21 protein-coding genes and 1 tRNA gene are annotated in these 17,900 nt (G+C 61.9%); 14 read left to right on the top strand and 8 right to left on the bottom strand.

Features of this window, described 5'->3' with window-relative positions; translation table 11 throughout:
* Positions 1-144 precede the first annotated feature (144 nt).
* The gene (locus MESAU_RS22375) at positions 145-831 is read left to right on the top strand and encodes a D-lyxose/D-mannose family sugar isomerase (RefSeq protein WP_015318300.1); all 687 of its coding nucleotides are present in this window, start codon (positions 145-147) and stop codon (positions 829-831) included.
* 71 nt (positions 832-902) lie between these two features.
* Entirely contained in the window at positions 903-1,304 is a 402-nt protein-coding gene (locus MESAU_RS22370) for a hypothetical protein (protein ID WP_015318299.1), read from the top strand.
* Positions 1,305-1,334: 30 nt separating this feature from the next.
* Here the strand turns inward: MESAU_RS22370 and MESAU_RS22365 are convergent, their stop codons facing one another.
* Positions 1,335-3,020: a tetratricopeptide repeat protein gene (locus MESAU_RS22365; protein ID WP_015318298.1), complete on the bottom strand. Its 1,686-nt coding sequence runs from the start codon at positions 3,018-3,020 to the stop codon at positions 1,335-1,337.
* A 133-nt stretch (positions 3,021-3,153) separates the two neighbouring features.
* A complete protein-coding gene (locus MESAU_RS22360) occupies positions 3,154-3,786 on the bottom strand; it encodes a hypothetical protein (protein ID WP_015318297.1) in 633 nt (210 codons plus the stop codon).
* A gap of 351 nt (positions 3,787-4,137) precedes the next feature.
* Here MESAU_RS22360 and MESAU_RS22355 point away from each other — a divergent pair, with 351 nt between their 5' ends.
* The 4 genes from MESAU_RS22355 (at position 4,138) to MESAU_RS22345 (ending at position 5,891) form a co-directional block, all read left to right on the top strand.
* Positions 4,138-4,620 (top strand): YidB family protein, encoded by a 483-nt coding sequence (locus MESAU_RS22355; protein WP_015318296.1) that lies wholly within the window; start codon positions 4,138-4,140, stop codon positions 4,618-4,620.
* 8 nt (positions 4,621-4,628) lie between these two features.
* Positions 4,629-5,105, top strand: a complete 477-nt coding sequence (locus tag MESAU_RS22350) for a hypothetical protein (protein WP_015318295.1) — start codon at positions 4,629-4,631, stop codon at positions 5,103-5,105.
* Between the two features lie 277 nt (positions 5,106-5,382).
* Positions 5,383-5,625: a hypothetical protein gene (locus MESAU_RS31310; protein ID WP_141906837.1), complete on the top strand. Its 243-nt coding sequence runs from the start codon at positions 5,383-5,385 to the stop codon at positions 5,623-5,625.
* Positions 5,625-5,891: a hypothetical protein gene (locus MESAU_RS22345; protein WP_041163471.1), complete on the top strand. Its 267-nt coding sequence runs from the start codon at positions 5,625-5,627 to the stop codon at positions 5,889-5,891. Before MESAU_RS31310 ends, MESAU_RS22345 begins: the two co-directional genes overlap by 1 nt.
* Before the next feature lie 326 nt (positions 5,892-6,217).
* Here MESAU_RS22345 and MESAU_RS22340 read toward each other — a convergent pair whose 3' ends face one another.
* A complete protein-coding gene (locus MESAU_RS22340; RefSeq protein WP_015318294.1) occupies positions 6,218-6,778 on the bottom strand; it encodes an EF-hand domain-containing protein in 561 nt (186 codons plus the stop codon).
* Between the two features lie 578 nt (positions 6,779-7,356).
* On the opposite strand from MESAU_RS22340, the gene MESAU_RS22335 reads away from it, so the two are divergent.
* Entirely contained in the window at positions 7,357-7,632 is a 276-nt protein-coding gene (locus MESAU_RS22335; RefSeq protein ID WP_015318293.1) for a hypothetical protein, read from the top strand.
* A gap of 88 nt (positions 7,633-7,720) precedes the next feature.
* Here the strand turns inward: MESAU_RS22335 and MESAU_RS22330 are convergent.
* The 3 genes from MESAU_RS22330 to MESAU_RS22325 form a co-directional block, all read right to left on the bottom strand.
* Positions 7,721-7,794, bottom strand: a tRNA-Gln gene (locus MESAU_RS22330).
* 13 nt (positions 7,795-7,807) lie between these two features.
* On the bottom strand, positions 7,808-7,969 hold the full coding sequence (locus MESAU_RS31305; RefSeq protein WP_157163664.1) for a hypothetical protein: 162 nt from the start codon (positions 7,967-7,969) through the stop codon (positions 7,808-7,810).
* 3 nt (positions 7,970-7,972) lie between these two features.
* Positions 7,973-8,905 carry a lysylphosphatidylglycerol synthase domain-containing protein gene (locus tag MESAU_RS22325; protein WP_015318292.1) on the bottom strand — a complete coding sequence of 311 codons (933 nt, stop codon included), beginning with the start codon at positions 8,903-8,905 and terminating at the stop codon, positions 7,973-7,975.
* A gap of 352 nt (positions 8,906-9,257) precedes the next feature.
* Here MESAU_RS22325 and MESAU_RS22320 point away from each other — a divergent pair, with 352 nt between their 5' ends.
* On the top strand, positions 9,258-10,619 hold the full coding sequence (locus tag MESAU_RS22320) for a Ppx/GppA phosphatase family protein (RefSeq protein WP_041163863.1): 1,362 nt from the start codon (positions 9,258-9,260) through the stop codon (positions 10,617-10,619).
* Between the two features lie 25 nt (positions 10,620-10,644).
* Positions 10,645-11,442, top strand: a complete 798-nt coding sequence (locus tag MESAU_RS22315) for an RlmE family RNA methyltransferase (protein ID WP_015318290.1) — start codon at positions 10,645-10,647, stop codon at positions 11,440-11,442.
* Between the two features lie 237 nt (positions 11,443-11,679).
* On the opposite strand, the gene MESAU_RS22310 is transcribed toward MESAU_RS22315, so the two are convergent.
* Positions 11,680-13,101: an MFS transporter gene (locus MESAU_RS22310; RefSeq protein WP_015318289.1), complete on the bottom strand. Its 1,422-nt coding sequence runs from the start codon at positions 13,099-13,101 to the stop codon at positions 11,680-11,682.
* A 241-nt stretch (positions 13,102-13,342) separates the two neighbouring features.
* Here MESAU_RS22310 and MESAU_RS22305 point away from each other — a divergent pair, with 241 nt between their 5' ends.
* From MESAU_RS22305 to MESAU_RS22285, 5 genes are all read left to right on the top strand, one after another.
* Positions 13,343-13,588 (top strand): type II toxin-antitoxin system Phd/YefM family antitoxin, encoded by a 246-nt coding sequence (locus tag MESAU_RS22305; RefSeq protein ID WP_015318288.1) that lies wholly within the window; start codon positions 13,343-13,345, stop codon positions 13,586-13,588.
* The gene (locus MESAU_RS22300; RefSeq protein ID WP_015318287.1) at positions 13,585-14,040 is read left to right on the top strand and encodes a PIN domain-containing protein; all 456 of its coding nucleotides are present in this window, start codon (positions 13,585-13,587) and stop codon (positions 14,038-14,040) included. Before MESAU_RS22305 ends, MESAU_RS22300 begins: the two co-directional genes overlap by 4 nt.
* 135 nt (positions 14,041-14,175) lie before the next feature.
* Complete coding sequence (gene guaB / locus MESAU_RS22295) at positions 14,176-15,678, top strand: IMP dehydrogenase (RefSeq protein WP_015318286.1); 1,503 nt, start codon at positions 14,176-14,178, stop codon at positions 15,676-15,678.
* 31 nt (positions 15,679-15,709) lie between these two features.
* On the top strand, positions 15,710-16,252 hold the full coding sequence (locus tag MESAU_RS22290) for a hypothetical protein (protein ID WP_015318285.1): 543 nt from the start codon (positions 15,710-15,712) through the stop codon (positions 16,250-16,252).
* A 25-nt stretch (positions 16,253-16,277) separates the two neighbouring features.
* The gene (locus tag MESAU_RS22285; RefSeq protein ID WP_015318284.1) at positions 16,278-16,697 is read left to right on the top strand and encodes an MAPEG family protein; all 420 of its coding nucleotides are present in this window, start codon (positions 16,278-16,280) and stop codon (positions 16,695-16,697) included.
* Positions 16,698-16,744: 47 nt separating this feature from the next.
* Here MESAU_RS22285 and rnd read toward each other — a convergent pair whose 3' ends face one another.
* Positions 16,745-17,896, bottom strand: a complete 1,152-nt coding sequence (gene rnd, locus MESAU_RS22280) for a ribonuclease D (RefSeq protein WP_015318283.1) — start codon at positions 17,894-17,896, stop codon at positions 16,745-16,747.
* Positions 17,897-17,900: the final 4 nt, after the last annotated feature.

Here is a 17,900-nt window from a genome sequence, read left to right as displayed (position 1 = left end):
CGCGGCCAGCGGGCCGCGATCTGTTGGCCATGACTGGCCCGCGCAAGGCTCGAACAGACAGGGCTCGAACAGGCAAGGTGGATCGACACCGCACCGGCGTTCGGCTATGCGATTGTCGGAAAAATCGACACGAGGGTCATCATCATGAAACGCTCCGCCATCAACGACATCATCCGCGAAGCCGACGCTTTCATCCGCTCGTTCGGCTATATCATGCCGCCCTTCGCCTACTGGTCGCCGGAAGAGATGAAGGCGCGCCAGGTCGATTCTTCGGCCATCTTCACCTCGCGGCTCGGCTGGGACATCACCGACTATGGCCAGGGCAAGTTCGACGATCTCGGCCTGTTCCTGTTCACCGTTCGCAACGGCCGCTACGAGGACATGAAGAAGGGCATGGGCATGCTCTATGCCGAGAAGATCATGATTTCGCGCAAGGAGCAGATGTCGCCGATGCACCGCCACAACATCAAGGCCGAAGACATCATCAACCGCGGCGGCGGCAAGCTGGTGCTTGAACTGTTCATGCATGATCGCGACGGCGGCATCGACCCCAAGGCCGAGGTTTCGGTGCCGGTCGACGGAACTATCCACAGGCTGCCGGCGGGCGGACTGCTGAAGCTTGATCCCGGCCAAAGCGTCACGCTCTTGCCCGGCGTCTGGCACGCCTTCTGGGCCGAGGGCAAGGATGTCCTGATCGGCGAGGTGTCGACCGTCAATGACGATCGCACGGACAACGTCTTCCGCGAGCCGATCGGCCGTTTCGCCGATATCGAGGAAGACACACCGCCGTTGCATCTATTGGTGGCCGACTATGACAAATGGCTGGGCTGACGGCATCCGTCCTCAACCCGCTTTGACCCCGATTTGCTGGGCCAGCACCCAAGCCCGAGGAGAAATAAGTCTTGAAATCAGCTCTAGTTCTAGCCATTGCCGCCTTGGCGGCGCTCAGTTTCGGTATGCCGGCCCAGGCGGCGGGCTTCACCAACATCGTCCTTTCCGCGACGAAGGACGGGGGAACGCCTCAGAGCAACTTCCCTGTCGAGACACCGGCGATCTACGTCTCGGCTGACCTTGTGGATATCGCGCCGACCTCGAAAATCACGTTCTCCTGGGTCTCGGTTGATTCCCACGGCGCCGCGCCGGAGAACTATACGATCGACAAGGTCGACCTCGACGTAGGAGCCAACAATCAGGCTGATTCACAACTCAGCAAACCAACGGCGGGATGGCCGGAGGGCACCTATCGGGTTGATTTGGCCATCGATGGAACGGTTGCTGAATCGGTGCCCTTCAGCATTCCATGATTGAACTGCCCGGGAAGGGTGCGATGGGCATCAAGGACAACAGCTGAGTGCCGATTGCACGCCCGTCCGGCACAGGCACGATGAGCTGATCGGCACATCGGCCTTGGCCAGCGCCGTGGCGAGTTTTGCCTGCAGTGCAGGCAGCTCTTGGCTCTCGCCGCGCCGCCCCAAACATTCCACCAGCCCGTGCAGCGCCCAGACATTGTCCGGGTGCCGGGCGCAGCGCTGCACATTGCCGCTCAGGCCGAGATCGTCGCGATAGACCTGCTCCGCCTCTTGCGCGTGGCCCTGGTCGAGAAGCAGCGCCGCCAGCGCATGGCGCGGCGGGTGCATCCACGCCCACGGCTCGGTGTAGGACAGATTGTCGTCCAGCTCGACCGCGTGCCTGAGATGGCCATAGGCCTGCTCGTGCAGGCCCTGATGGTAGGCAAGCTCGCCGTCGAGCAAGGCGGCACCGACGGCGAGCGAGGCGCGGGCCGGGTTGCTGAGAAAACGCCGCTCGGCTGGAATGCCTTCGAGATGCTGGTGGAAGCGTTCACGCTCGCGCTCGGCGTCGGTGAATTGCCTCAGCGTCGCATGCGCCACGCCCTTGGCGTAATGCTGCATGGCCGCCGTCAGCACATAGAGGCCGGGCTCTTCGGTTGCCGGCTCGTCGATGATTTCCCGCCAGCGACCGAAGCGCACCAGCACGTGCGATTTCATCGCATGGTAGCCTTCCACGGTCTGGGTGAGTTTGGGCCGATCCTGGATGGCGACCACGTCACGCGTCACCAGGCTGCGCACCTTGTCGGCGGCCCACAGCGCTGGCTGGTACTGGCCCGACAACATGCAGGTGAACATCATCAGGTGCAGATCGTGGCAGCAGCCGAGCAGATAATAGGTCGGCTCATTGGCGTAGGCGATATAAAGGTCGTTGGCCCGAACCGCCTTTTCGCTGGCGAGCTTCGCTTTCTCATACTCGCCGCACAGCACATAGATATGCCCCGGCATGTGGTTCATGTGCCCGGCATCGGGGCACATCTCGCCGAGCAGATCGGCCGAGCGCATGCCGCGTTCCGGGATGGTGGACATTTCCAGCAGATGGATGTGCAGATGGACGATCGCCGGATGCTGGGCGGTGCCGGCCTCGTCTGCCAGCAGGATTGACCGCTCGCAAACCTCCAGCGCCTCGACGACATCGGAATTCGGCGCCGGTTCACCGGTCTTGAGATTCCACAGGCGCCGCACCGTGCGCATCATCAGCGCCTCGACGAGAAGCGCCATCACATCATGATCGTCGGGAAAATTTTGATAGACCCGCCGCATCGCGGCGGCATAGGCGTCGTCCCATTGCTCGAATTCCTGTGGCGTCACCCGGTGCGGTTTCCGGAAGCGGCAGGCCAACGCCTCGATCAATTGTCTTTCGACCTCGCTGGCTGCAGCCGCACTGGCGCGCGCGAGCTGGACATGCTCGAAGCAACGCTTCGTCGCGCTGTTTGCCTCGGCCTCGCCATGCTCTTTCCAGGTCAGATTGTAGAAAGGCCCGGCTGCATAGGCGATGCCCCAATGAACCATCGGGCAGTCCGGATCGGTCTCCAGTGCCTTCTCAAAGCACTTGATGCCTTCCTCATGGTTGAAGCCGTAGCACCAGTTAAGACCGATATCGAACCAGCGCTGGGTTTCGGTGGAGCGGGTGGAGATCGGGCGGCGGTAGGCGCCGAGATTGAAGCGATCCATGGGGTCTCATTCAAGTCTGGTTCGCCACGAGCCAAGCCCTGGCCAGATTCTTCGCGATCAATGTGTTCCGAAATTCGTAGCCGTGGCAAACACCATGGTTTGGGGTGAGTGTGAAGAGCGGCAGCGCGCCGTCCTAGTCGGTTGCTTCGGGCGCCGCTTCGTCTTGCCAGCCGCCTAACTCCGGCAGGTCGTCAAGCCAACTTTTCTCGGTTATCACGGCATCGCCGGCCCGCGGGGCGACCTCGGCGGCGTTTTGAATCAGCCAGTCCACCCACTTCCGATAGGCAACCGGGTCCATCCGGGGCGGCAGCACCTTGGCCTTGAGCAGCATCCTCTTGCGGAAGCTGGTTTGCCTGCGCAGTTTGGTCGTCGTGAACTTGATAGCCTTGCCTTGGTATTCAACCGTCCAGCGGTCGCCCCCATGACCGACAAGCCTGTCTACCGAGAAACCGGCATCGACCGGTCTCTCCCGCCAGGGAAGCTCGATGGCGTTCCTCCTCAGATCGAGAACCCATCGCCTGTAGTTGGCCCCGGGACACTGGGGCGGCAGCACGCCGGCCTGTTCGAGCATCTTCCGTCGGAAGGTAGGCTGCTTCTTGAGCTGGCCGGTCGTCAGCTCGATGCGATGTCCACGGAATTCGACATGCCAGCGGATCCTCCCATTGCCGACATACTTCACCAGCCTGTCGATAAAGAACTCGCCATCGGCAAGCATCACGCAGCCTTGGCTGATGCTTTCGACGATGAACTCGGTGTCAGTGACCATCAGGCGGCCTTGCAGGATTTGTTCGCGAAGCGTGGCGACAGCGATGTGCCGGATTTATGCATCAGAAAAGTGTTCCGGTTCCGATTTTCGCTAAGTGACCATTTTCATTGAAAAATGCTTGGCTGGGGTTCCTGGAAGCTTTTCGAACTTTCTGGGTCGCGCCTCAGCCTGAATTGCGGGTGCTTACGGACAAAGTAGGATACTAGCTTCGGGTTTGTGAGGCATCGACTTCCTGGCGCGTTTGCCCACCTCATGTGCACGTCCGGAGGTATCCACCTAAGGTTTGGTGGCCAATGCGGAACTTTTGGCAGGCCGAGAGCTTCTCCAAGCTCGAGACCACAGGAGGAACGAGTGGCCAATCCTGGAAGACTTGCGATCGCTATGCTGGGGGTCTTGGCTTATCAAAACCGCGACACGATCGCAGAGATGATCCGTGGAGCGGGAGAGCGCGATGCAAACAATCCGCAAGGGGGGATACTGGACCAGGTGTCCAGGGGCGTTGCCGGCACCGCGCTTGGCGATATTCTCGACCGTTTTAAAAATGCAGGTGCTGGCCCGAAGGTGGACTCCTGGGTTGGCACCGGGCCGAACGAGCCGATCGAGCCTCATGAGGTGGAAAAGGCTATCGACGCGCAGACGCTGGAGGCACTTTCAACGCAGACTGGCCTCTCGCGCGAGGAGCTCATTGCGAGGATCACCAGGGATCTGCCGGACGCCGTTAACCAGATGACCCCAAACGGCAAGCTGCCAGCAGATCACCGAACGAACGACTCGGTCGAGCCGACCCTACTAGACGACGTGCCACGGACAGGGAGCGGGACGCCGAAGCAATAGGAACAGCTATGAGATATGGTCCCCATATTCTGCTGAGTTTACTTGTCACCACGGTGCCCACGTCGCTGCTCGGTGCTCAGGGATGGCAGGGCTTCGGGATCAAACATCTCGGCTTCGTGTTCGATGTCCCCCCGGGGTTTGTACTTACCCAGCGCTCCGACCAAGGGGCAGCCTTCGAGGGCAAAAACAAAGCGTTTCTCGCAGTATGGGGGGCGCAACTCGGCAAGGCGAGTTTTCGCACCGAGATAGAGCATCGCATGGCAGTGAATGAGCACGACGGCTGGAGGTTGACCTATAAGCGAGTGACGCCGCAATGGGCCAGCTATTCTGGGCTGAAGGACGGTCAGATACTGTATGTCCGGGCCGTCAAAGTATGCGACGGCCGCGCGGCATTGTTTACGGCCACCTATAGTCGTGACGAAAAGCTCCCCTACGATCCCATTGTCGTTCGCATGGTAAGATCGCTAAGGGCCGATGGTTGTTAACCAAGCTGTATACGACCCGGCTGGATGGCGCTGCTTGCATGTCCTGCTGGTAGGGCATCGCATCGATCTCCAGAGGCCAGTCCGATCAAAGCGACGTCAACGGTTCTACGCCTCCTGGTTGTCCACGCTTGAGAGTCACGGCCCTGGACGCGACCGCTCGCCGGCGAGGCCCTTCGCTGCCGGCATCCGTCGAGACGGGTACGCGTGAGCACGGCATCGAAGCTCCAGGAACAAAGTGGTTCCGCTAATGTTGGGAGAAAAATTAGCGGAGACTAATATGAAATTCTTACCCGTTCTGGAACCGTGCGACACATGGGCGGTATTCGACACCACGAGCGACGAACCGGCCGAGTTTGCAGGTGAGTGCCTCATTGGTCTGACAAAGGCCGCCGCTATTTGGCTCTCGGCAAGAGCCAGCGACGATGAAAGAAGAAACCGTTGCCGGCATGCATCGAGCATCAGCGTACTGGGTAGCGGTGGGTTTCTTCAGCAGCAACCGCGTGAACAGTCGTGGGGGTGATGAGTGACGAGGCCATGGCCGCCGTGTTGGGCTCACGTGATGATGAAGTGCAGGTCCTCGGTGTATTCGACGCAGCGAACAAGAAAGAAGCCGCCCTTGAACTTCGCCGTCTTGGAGAGGCAGTTCACTTTTTGGCAAACGCGTCGGTATTGGGCTACGACGTTCGTTCTGCGATAATCTTTCATAAAGTTGCGGGAGCGCCATGCTTGAGGGCGAAGCAATGTGAGCAACTTTGGGCGAAACACGGCGCGCTGCTGGTAAAGTAACACTGCAGTTCTTGATGGAAGGCTTGTCGGTGACGGGCTGGCCCGACTGTGTCTGCGATCCTGACGGCTGGCCCGGGCCTCGCCCGATCCGGCTGCTTTACGGATGACTGCGTTGAAAGGATCTATGTGAGGACATCTGGCCGGATGCCCGCTCAACTTGACCTTAGGTCGCTGGATGGGCGATTGGGAACCGGCAGCGGGCTCCGGGGGAGAACGCGCCCACGGCCGTGTTGCCTCTCCCCAAAGCCCCTCATGGCGCCTGTGGTGTTCGCCAAACTCCGAGCCGCTTTTTGACTAGCCGGATTTCAAGCTAAGACACTAGCCAATCACGGCATTTCTTCACGACCGCCAGAGCCATGCGAGAAGGACTGGATTTCATCCATGTCGATCTTCCCGTCACCGTTCTGGTCGATTGCAGAGAAGATTCTGCCGACAGCCTCCTGGACCTCGTTCTCGGACAGCGATCCGTCACCATCCGTGTCCAGAAGCGCCAGTACAAGTCGCATCCCGGTGCCGCGCATCATGCGAGGACCATGATTTCCGACCATTCCATGCTCACCGGCCGGCCCGCCAGTGCGGTGCCGCTGCCAACCGTCTCGATGACGGGAAGCTTCCTCTTGACGGTTGTCACCTTCCTCTTGCCGATTGTCACCTTCGTTAAAGCTCCGATCCTGTTGCATTCTCTCCTGGACGGCTTGCTCAATCATCTGGCGAATCATTTCATGCGTCGGCCCACCCGTCTGTCCGCTCACATCCGGCAGTTGCCCAGCTCCGGGCTGTTGGGTCGCCGGGGTTGGTGCAGGTGTTCCGTTCGTCTGGGCGAGCGCAGGGAAGGCCGCGAACATCAAAGTGGCGGCCGCGGTGGTCGTGCAGCGTGGAAATCTCATGACATGCTCCATTGGTTGGTCGTGGTCTGCCTCAAGCTGATTGGCTGGCCCCCAACTTGGAGTTCATTCTGATTGTTCCTCCCTGGAGATCGGGTCACGATGAAGTTACACGACCATGGAGTATGGGCTTCAACATACTGTGCCGACAGCAGCCGCACGTCACGGCCACGTGCAGTCAATTCTCGCCCAACAATGCAATGAGCTGCAGGCTTCGATCCCGACCAGGCAGCGTGGCAGGCCCTCGAAGAATGGCAGCACGCGCCCACGCGTCAGCTTCCTGCGAACGACAATCTCACCTCGTGGACTTGCAGAATCGGCAGCTGCGGCGGCCTCATGCGAGCCGACCGGGGCGAAATCATCCGTAGGACATCCAGTTTGGCTGGGGAACCTGGATCTTCGGTAATCCGGCCGACGATGTGGTGACGCTGGAACCCTAACCGGCCGGATCCTCGACGCCGACCAGAAGCCCGCCGCTCGCCACGGCGGGCTTTTCACTTGCCTCGCCGTTCCCGTCATACTCGACCGGACCGAGGCGCTGCACGAAACCGAGAATTCATAATCTTGTTGCAGCGTAGGGAATGAACAAGAAAACGAAGATCATTTCTTATGCCGTGGTGCTGGCGTGCCTCGCCTTCGCAAGCTGGCGGCTTATTTTGCTTGTCTCGGCCGGCCAGTGGAAGGGAAGATTCGGCGGCTGGAGAGAATGTGAAACGTTTTGGTGCTATTCGACGGGCATCTTGTCTTATGCGAGCGTGGTTGCGTTCTGCCTCTTCGCGCTCTACCTGTTGCGCTACCGCGAAAACTATGTCGCGAAGCTCTATCGAGATTACCACGAAATGAAGGGAAAGGGCTGATGCCCCCGGGTGAGACATCCATTTGGGTGTAACACTTAGCAATTTCTAATGTTCGCTAAGCAGCTGAAAACAACGATTAAAGAGGTGTTGGCTGGGGAACCTGGATTCGAACCAGGACTAACGGAGTCAGAGTCCGTGGGTCTACCGTTAACCTATTCCCCAGCAGGCGTGACTATCACTGTAAAAAGTGAAAACCGCGCGGGCCGAACGGCTGAGCCGCTTGAGCGCTGCCTTGTAGCCGCCAGTGGAAAATAGTCAAGTCTGCTTTGCGGTTCAATTGCCAGGTTTCATCACCGGTTCCGAACACCAGCTTTTCCGGTGGCGTGCGAACCTCCAAGCCTCAGCTCTCCTTGCGGCTGAACTGCGAGCGTTCGAAGAACAGCACGATGCCCAGGCCCAGAAACAGCGGGACGATGAGATAAAACAGCCGGAACACCAGCAGCGCCGCCACCACGCCGACCGGGTCCATGTCGGAAAGCCCGGCCAGGAACACCACCTCGAAAACGCCGAGGCCGCCTGGCGCGTGCGAAATCTGGGCGACCGAGAAGGAGACCAGGAAGACGCCCAGCACGACGAAATAGCCGGGATTGTGCACCTCGGGCAGGGCGAAGAAGATGATCGCCGCGGCCGCGAGCAGCTCGATCGGGCCGATCAGCAACTGCCTGGCGACGATCGGCAGCGCCGGATAGTGCAACTGAAACCCGGCGATCCTCAGCGGGCGCAGGTGCAGCCAACTGCCGAATACATAGGCTGCGATGAGGACCAGCATCGCAATGCCTGCCGCCTCCGACAGGCCGTGATGGGCAATGCCGGAAAAGCGGTCGATGATCCGCGGCTCGAACACCAGCACAAGGCCGGAGACCAGTAACGTCGACAGCACGAAGGTTATCCAGCAGATCGCCACCAGCACGCCGACTTCCTGGCCGGTCAGCCCCCTTGTGCCGTAGGCACGGTAGCGAATGACGGCGCCGGAGAACACCGAGCCGCCGATATTGTGCGACAGCGCGTAGGTGGTGAAGGAGCAGAGTGTCACGAACAGCCACGACACCTTTTTGCCAATATGCAGCAGCGCGATGTGATCGTAGCCGGCGAGCGCGGCATAGGCGACGACCGAGCTCAAGCCCGCCAGCATCCAGCCACGAGTTGGAATGGCCGCCAGCCCATCCCAGACGTCGTCGAGCGAGATGCCGCGCAATTCATGCCAGAGCAGCAGCAGGGAGAAGATCACCGCGCCGATGCCGACGACCGGCCAGAAATAGCGTTTCCAGTTCATTGCCCGACTGCCATGCGTTGCGTATCCGCTTCCTTTCCGTCGAGAGGCCGTCCGCCCCGGATTTCCCATTCATTTCAGAGATGCCTCATTGAAGCCGGCTATTCAACCGCGAACACTTGTCGCGCCTGACGCCGTCCCTGTTTGCCGCGCGCCGCGACGGTGTTTCGCTACCAGCCCAGCCTTGCCGGTACATTACGCCAGTGCAAAAACAGGCCCGCGCACCCAGCCGGCAAAATTCAGCATGCGGCTCTTGGTGATCGGGCACGGCGCTGTTAGTCTGGCGGCAACTTGAAACATGCCAAAGCGCCTGCTGCGTCCTTCACCGGTTCGCGCGGCGCCGGAAGGAACGACAGTGGAAGACCGCGACACCGGCGCAGGCGCGCCGGAGGTGGGCGCGTCCAGCGCTTCCCTGGGGCCATCAGGCCCGGGGACAGCCGGTTGGCAGCAACGCCGCCCAACGGAGCCTCGCTCCGTGAATGGGCAGGCTGGCGACGCGACCCAGAAGGGCAAGCCCAAGAAACGGCGCAAGCGAAGGCGTGGACGCAAGGTTTTTGCGCGTGACGAGGCGCGCCCAGGGGACAATCAATCGCCGGTGCAAGGCAAGGCTCATGTCGCGGCGGTGGATTTGAAGCCTGTTGCCGCGGCGACAATCTCGCCCGCCGCTTCATTGCCTCGCCCCGAACAAGGCCACCGCCGGCCCCCGGTGCACGAGCTTCCCGTCTTCGCCGCGCTCGACCTCGGCACCAACAACTGCCGGCTGCTGGTCGCCGTTCCCACGCGTCACGGCCAGTTTCGCGTCATCGATGCCTTCTCGCGCATCGTCAGGCTGGGCGAGGGGCTCACCGCCAATGGCCGGCTCGGCCAGCCGGCGATGGACCGCGCGGTCGAGGCGCTGAAGGTCTGCGGCGATAAATTGCGCGGTCGCAAGATCAGGAAGGCAAGGCTGATCGCCACCGAAGCCTGCCGAACAGCCGAAAACGGCGTGGAGTTCCTCGATCGCGTCGAACGCGAAGCCGGCCTGAAGCTCGAGATCATCGACCGCCAGACCGAAGCCCGTCTCGCGGTTTCCGGCTGCGGTTCGCTGGTCGAGCGCGACACGCAGGGCGTCGTCCTGTTCGACATCGGTGGCGGGTCTTCCGAGATCGCGCTGATCGATCTCACCGGCCGCCGTTCGCCGCGGCTGGCCAATCACATCGTCTCGTGGACCTCGCTGCCGGTCGGCGTCGTCTCGTTGGCGGAACGCTTTGGCGGCCGCACCGTGACGCGCGAGATATTCACCGCCATGGTCGACGACGTCGCCGGCAGGCTGGCCGCTTTCGATGGCCGCGATCGGTTGAGCCATCTCAAGGCCAGCCCGAATTTTCATCTGCTGGGCACTTCGGGCACGGTGACGACGCTGGCCGGCGTCCATCTCGACCTCGAGCGCTACGATCGCCGACGGGTCGACGGCCTGTGGATGGACCGCGACAGCGTCGACCGCATGGTGGAGAAACTGGTCGGCTGGGATTTCCAGCAGCGCTGCGCCAACCCCTGCATCGGCGCCGACCGCGCCGATCTCGTGCTGGCCGGTTGTGCCATCCTCGAAGCAATCCGCGCCGTCTGGCCCTCGGAGAGGCTGCGCGTCGCCGACCGGGGCTTGCGCGAAGGAATATTGAGTGAGCTGATGGCCGATGACGGCGTCTGGCGCAATGACGGGCGTGCCAGGGCATCATGATCATGCTCAAACAAGAAATCAGGCAATGACGAAGAAACCAGAAAAGCCAGGATCCGCCAGCATTCGCGTGCTGAAGACGCGGATCAAAAAGAAAAGCGGCCTGAAGGAATCGTCGCGCCGCTGGCTGCAGCGCCACATCAACGATCCCTATGTCCAGCGCTCCAAGGCCGACGGCTATCGCTCGCGCGCGGCCTACAAGCTGATCGAGATCGACGACAAGCACCACCTCTTGAAGCCCGGCATGAAAGTAATCGATCTGGGTGCCGCCCCCGGCGGCTGGTGCCAGGTCGCGGCCGCGCGCACGAAATCGACGGCCGAAAACCCGCATGTCATCGGCATCGATTATCTCGAAATGGACGCCGTGCCCGGTGCGCCGGTGCTGCTGATGGATTTCCTGGACGCCGACGCGCCGCAAAGGCTGGCCGAGGCGCTGGGCGGGGATCCGGATGTCGTGCTGTCCGACATGGCGGCGCCGACCACCGGCCACAAGCGGACCGACCATATCCGCACCATGCATCTGTGCGAGGTGGCGGCCGATTTCGCGCTCTCGGTCCTCAAGCCGGGCGGCCATTTCCTCGCCAAGACCTTCCAGGGCGGCGCCGAAAATGAGTTGCTCTCGATGCTCAAGAAGAATTTCCGCTCCGTCCATCACGTCAAGCCGCCGGCCTCACGCGATGAATCAGTGGAGCTCTATCTGTTGGCCAAGGATTTTAAGGGGCGAGAGTCCGGTCCGCCGCCAGGCGGATCGGAACGTCCAGTGGACGTTCCGAAGGACTCGAGCGCCCCGAGCCATAGCGAAGGGCCGGGCGACGCCGACGGCTGAAAGGCCAGCTCCCCGCCGGTCCGCCGCCAGGCGGATCGGAACGTCCAGTGGACGTTCCGAAGGACTCGAGCGCCCAGAGCCATGGCGAAGGGCCGGGGACGCCGACGGCTGAAAGGCCCCCCGCCGGTCCGCCAGGCGGATCGGAACGTCCAGTGGACGTTCCGAAGGACTCGAGCGCCCGGAGCCATGGCGAAGGACCGGGGACGCCGCGGCTGATCGCTCTACGGCGACTTTGCCTCACTCTCCCGGCGATCTGACCGGTTCCAGCGTCTTCGGCGTCGTCAGCCGGCCATGGCCGGAGACGGCGTTACCGGCGTCGGGCGCCATCCGCATGAACGACAGCGACGCCGCCGCCGACACCGCCGCCACGATGAAGAAGGCGGTATGGAAGTCGCGCAGCGTCAGCGGGCCGCCATGGATCGAGGTCGAGACTTCCAGAATGCCGCCGGCGAGCGCCACGCCGAGCGCGATCGAGAGCTGCTGGAACACCGCCGTGATCGGCGTTGCCTTGCTGGTATCCTCGGCCGACACCTCGGCATAGGAGAGCGCGTTGACGCCGGTGAAGAACATCGAGCGGATGAAGCCGCCGACCAGCAATATAGCCAGCATCAGCGCGTAAGGTGTTTCGGGGGTGAAGAGGCCGTAGATGGCGATCGATGCGGCAGCGACCAGCGAGCCGACGATCAGCACGCGGCGAAAGCCGACAACGCGGAAGATCAGCGCGGTGACGAATTTCATACCAATGGCGCCGATCGCCGAGACAAAGGTGATCATGCCGGACTGGAACGGTGTCAGCCCGAACCCGATCTGGAACATCAGCGGCAAAAGGAACGGCACGGCGCCGATGCCGATGCGAAACAGCGAGCCGCCAAGCACCGACGACCGGAACACCTGGTTACGGAAGAGTTCGAGCGCCAGCAGCGGATTTTTGGCGCGGCGCCCATGCATGAGATAGAGCGCGCCCGACAGCAGTCCCACGGCGATCGTGATGAAGCCGGTCGCCGGCGGCAGATAAGGCAGGCTGACCACAGACAGGCCAAAGACGACGCCTGAAGCGGCCAGCCCGCTCAGGACGAAACCGACGAAATCGAGCGGCGGCGTCTCGGTTGCCTCGGTTTCCGGCAGGAAGCGGGTGGCAAGCCAAATGCCGATCAGGCCGATCGGGACGTTGATCAGGAAGATCCAGTGCCAGGTGAAGTAGGTGGTGATGAAGCCGCCGATCGGCGGACCCACCAGCGGGCCGACCAGTGCGGGAACGGTCAGCCACGACATGGCGGCGACCAGCTCGCTCTTGGGCGTGGCGCGCACCAGAACCAGGCGCCCGACCGGGGTCATCATGGCGCCGCCAATGCCTTGCAGGAAACGCGCGACTACGAAGGCGGGCAGCGAACCGGAGAGGGCGCACGCCACCGAACCGGCAATGAACACTGCAATCGCGGCACGAAAGATGGTCTTGGCGCCGAAGCGGTCGGCCATCCAGCCGCTGATTGGAATGAAGATCGCCAGCGACACCAGATAGGCCGTCAGCGCCAGTTTGAGCGCGATCGGGCTGGTGTGGATGTCGATGGCGATCGCCGGCAGCGATGTCGCGATGACGGTCGAATCCATGTTTTCCATGAAGAGAGCGACCGCCAATATAAGCGGAATGGTGCGGTTCACAAGACGCGTCCGGACTGATTCTCTGTGTCGTCGGCTGGGGCAAGCCGGCACGCAGGGCGGTTATCACGGCCAGAGGGTGATGTCGTGTTAAATTGCTGTCACTTTTGTGCGACTGCAAGGATGCGGCCTTTCGCTTTGGCATGCCCCATGCCGGCAGAGATCCCTGCCAGGCAAGGGACACCTTGCATGGAACGACACACATCATTATTGTAGTGAATATAACTACTATGGGGACATTGCCATGGAAAAAGGTGTTTCGGCGGCCGATGCCAATCGCAGGTTTTCTCTCCTACTGCGCGGCGTTCGCGAAGGACAAAGCTACGTGGTGACCAGTCACGGGCGTCCGGTCGCTCGGATCGTGCCCGCGGATCATCAGGAGGGTGTAGCTGCCCGATCGCGCGCGGCGTTGTTGTCGCGCCTTGAGCGCCAGCCTGTCATGAATGCCGGGCAGTGGACGCGCGATGAGCTTTATGAGGACGAGCGTTGAAGATCGCGCTCGATACGAATATCCTTGCTTGCGCGGAAGGGGTGAACGGTGCGGAGAAGCGCGACATCGTTCTCGAATTGCTGCGCGATCTCCGGCAAGATGACGCGGTTATTCCTGTTCAGGTTCTTGGTGAACTCTTCAACGTTTTGATCCGCAAAGCAGGAAGACCGCCCCTGGAGGCACGGGATGCCCTTCTGAGCTGGAGCGACGCATTTTCCGTTGCCGCGACGACGCAAGACGTGATGATGATGGCCGCTGATCTGGCTACCGATCATCGACTCAGCATTTGGGACTCGGTCATTTTCTCCACGGCCTCGCAAGCTGGCTGTCGGCTGCTGGTCTCGGAAGATCTGCAAGACGGCTTCACATGGGGCGCGGTCACTGTCGTCAGTCCTTTCGCAGCGCCGCGTCACCCATTGCTTGATGCTCTAGCGGGGAAGCCTGGCGACTAGAACGCGGAACGACGCAACGATCGGCTTTTCATCCGTCCCGCGACGTGTTACCAGCCACCGCCAATCCTGAAAGGGAATAACGAGTCGGCGCTGTCCATTCCGGTCCAGCGCTTTTTCGCATTCAAAGGGCTGGCCATGGCAAAAATCATCGAAACGTCCACCGGCGCACTGGCGCTGACCTTTGACGACGTGCTTTTGCAGCCCGGTCATTCCGAGGTCATGCCCGGCCAGACCGACATCCGCACCCGCATCGCCGGCGACATCGATCTCAACGTGCCGATCCTGTCGGCGGCGATGGACACGGTCACCGAGGCAAGGCTCGCCATCGCCATGGCGCAGGCCGGCGGCATCGGCGTCATCCATCGCAATTTCTCGCCCGCTGAACAGGCCGAGCAGGTGCGGCAGGTCAAGAAATTCGAATCCGGCATGGTGGTCAACCCGGTCACGATCGGGCCCGACGCCACGCTCGCCGACGCATTGTCGCTGATGCGCACCTATTCGATCTCGGGCATTCCGGTGGTCGAGAATGGCGGCGCCGGTGGCCACAAGACCGGGCGGCTGGTCGGCATCCTGACCAACCGCGATGTGCGCTTCGCTTCCGATCCGGCGCAAAAGGTCTACGAATTGATGACCCGTGAGAACCTGATCACGGTCAAGGAGAACGTCGACCAGGACGAGGCCAAGCGGCTTCTGCACCAGCACCGCATCGAGAAGTTGGTGGTGGTCGACAAAACGGGCAATTGCGTCGGGCTGATCACCGTCAAGGACATCGAGAAGTCGCAGCTCAACCCGCACGCCACCAAGGATGCGCAGGGGCGCCTGCGCGCCGCGGCCGCCACCAGCGTCGGTGATGACGGCTTCGAGCGCGCCGAGCGTCTTATCGAGGCCGGCGTCGATCTTTTGGTGATCGACACAGCGCATGGCCACTCGCAGCGCGTGCTGGACGCGGTGACGCGGGCGAAGAAGCTTTCCAATTCCGTGCGAATCCTGGCCGGCAACGTCGCCACCGCGGAAGGCACGCGGGCGCTGATCGACGCCGGCGCCGACGCCGTCAAGGTCGGCATTGGTCCGGGCTCCATCTGCACCACCCGCATTGTGGCCGGGGTCGGCGTTCCCCAGCTTTCGGCCATCATGTCGGCGGTCGAGACGGCGCACAAATCAGGCGCCTCGGTGATCGCCGACGGCGGCATCAAATATTCCGGCGATCTCGCCAAGGCACTCGCCGCCGGCGCCAGCGCCGCCATGATCGGCTCGCTGCTTGCCGGAACCGACGAAAGCCCGGGCGAGGTCTATCTGCACCAGGGCCGCTCCTTCAAGGCCTATCGCGGCATGGGCTCGGTCGGCGCCATGGCGCGGGGCTCCGCCGATCGCTACTTCCAGGCCGAGGTGCGCGACACGCTGAAACTGGTGCCGGAAGGCATTGAAGGGCAGGTTCCCTATAAAGGACCTGTGTCTGGCGTGCTGCACCAGCTTGCGGGCGGGCTGAAAGCCGCTATGGGTTATGTTGGTGGCCGCGACCTTGCCGATTTCCGCGACCGCGCCACCTTTGTGCGCATATCCAACGCCGGACTTCGTGAAAGCCACGCCCATGACGTCACGATTACCCGCGAAAGCCCCAACTATCCCGGCGGAGCCTGATTCTTCCGGACTTTGGGCGAACTTGACCTCCATGGTGCTGCGCTTGTCGCGCCATGTCGGGGCGTTCTGCTTCCTCTCGGCGGCGGTTTTTGTCGCCATGACAGGGATGGAGTTCTTCTATTTCCGTCGACTGAGCGGGGGCCTGGCCTCGCTCGACATGCGCTATTTCGGATTCACGCCCGACGAAGGCATGGCCTGGCTTACGGCGCTTGGCCGGCGCGGCAGCGAGATCATCCTAGTCTGGCACTACCTGACCTTCGATCTTCTGTTTCCGGCGCTGTTGTCGCTGACGCTGGTCAGCCTGATCCTGGCAACTGGCCGGCGCCTGAAGAATTTCCGCGTGCTGCCGGCGCAGATGCAGGCGGTCTTCGCGCTGGTCCTGGTGCTGCCCTATACGCTCGCCGACTACGCCCAGAACATCGCCGTGGCGCGCCTTCTGTCCGATTTCCTCTACGCCAATCCGGACTCGCTGTCCTTTGCCTCGGCGCTGATCGTCACCAAATTCGCGCTTCTCGCCGTCCCGGTCATCGTCATTGCCGCTTTCTGGCTGGCAGGCCAAAGACGTCGGAGTTGAAGCGGGGCAGGGCAGGGGCGACTTCATGAACCAGACCACGATCTTCTGGCCTGTGCTGGCTCACGTGCTGCTGATCTACATCGTCTATATCGTCATGGGCCGGCGCCGCTATTTTGCCGTCAAGTCGGGTGAAGCCAAGGTCGGCCAGTACAAGGTTCGTTCGACCGAGCCGGCCTCTACTGTCACCGTCGCGAACAATTTGATCAACCAATTCGAACTGCCGGTGCTTTTCTACGTGCTGTGCCTGACACTGCACATGACCAACGGCGTCAATTACATCACCCTCGCACTGATGTGGATTTTTGTCGCGTCGCGCTATTTTCACGCCTGGTTTCACCTGACCAGCAATAAGCTGCTGGTGCGCAACCGCTCCTTCGTGCTGGGCGCGGTGGTGCTGGCGCTGGGCTGGATCTGGCTGGCCCTGCACTTGCTCGCGATCGTATGAGCTGCGCCAATCACCTTCTCCAAAAGGGAAGGGGGAAAGGCCGGCGCCTATAGATCGAACACCGCGATCTTGCGATTGTCGAACTTGATGCCGATCTCGCCGCGTACCAGCTTCAGCGCGTGTTCGCCGAACACGGCGCGCCGCCATCCTTGCAGCGCGGGCACATCGGCATCCTCGCCCTCGGCGGCGATGCGATCGATGTCATCGCTGGAGGCCAGCACCTTCGAGGCGACGCCCTGTTTTTCGGCGACGATCCTGAGCAGCACCTTCAACAGTTCCGCGGCCGCATTCGAGCCCTCGGGCGGCTGGAAGTTTTTCGGCAGTTTCGGCATCTGCTCCTTGGGCAGGGCGAGCGCGGTGTTGACCGCGCCGAGCAATGCCGTCGCCGTCGAGGAGCGTTCCCATCCCTTGGGAGTGGTGCGCAGCTTGGCAAGGGCTGGCGCATCGCGCGGTCCTTGCTGTGCGATCTCGTAGATCGCGTCGTCCTTGAGCACACGGCCGCGCGGCACGTCGCGCTCGCGCGCCTCGCGTTCGCGCCATGCCGCCACGGCCTGCACGATCGCCAGCTCCTGGGGCTTGCGAAGCCGCATCTTCAGCCGTTTCCAGGCATCCTCGGGGTGCGGATCGTAGGTCTCGCGCGAGGTCAGGACATCCATCTCCTCATTCAGCCAGTGGGCGCGGTTTTCCCGCGCCAGCTCGGCGTTGAGGTGCTGATAGACCTCGATCAGATGCGTGACGTCGGCCAGCGCGTAATCAAGCTGCTTGTCGGACAGCGGCCGATGGCGCCAGTCGGTGAAGCGCGACGACTTGTCGAGCCGCGCCCCGGTGATGCGCTGTACCAGCTGATCGTAGGAAACGCTGTCGCCGAAGCCGCAGACCATCGCCGCCACCTGGGTATCGAACACCGGGTGCGGAACGAGGTCGCCGAGATGGACGATGATTTCGATGTCCTGGCGCGCCGCATGGAAGACTTTGACCACCGCCTCGTTGGCCATCAGCCTGAAGAAGGGAGCCAGGTCGATGTCAGGTGACAGCGGATCGATCAGCGCGGTCACGCCGGGCGCGGCCATCTGGATCAGGCACAGGATTGGCCAGAAGGTCGTTTCGCGGATGAATTCGGTGTCGACGGTGACGAAATCCGACTTTTCGAAAGCGGCGAGAACGGTCTCGAGTTCTTTCTGGGTGGTGATGACGTGCATCAAA

It is taken from the genome of Mesorhizobium australicum WSM2073, from assembly GCF_000230995.2.
Taxonomy (GTDB): Bacteria; Pseudomonadota; Alphaproteobacteria; order Rhizobiales; family Rhizobiaceae; genus Mesorhizobium; species Mesorhizobium australicum.
The sequence above is the reverse complement of the archived record's forward strand: the minus strand, read 5'-3'. Positions and strand labels throughout refer to the sequence as shown.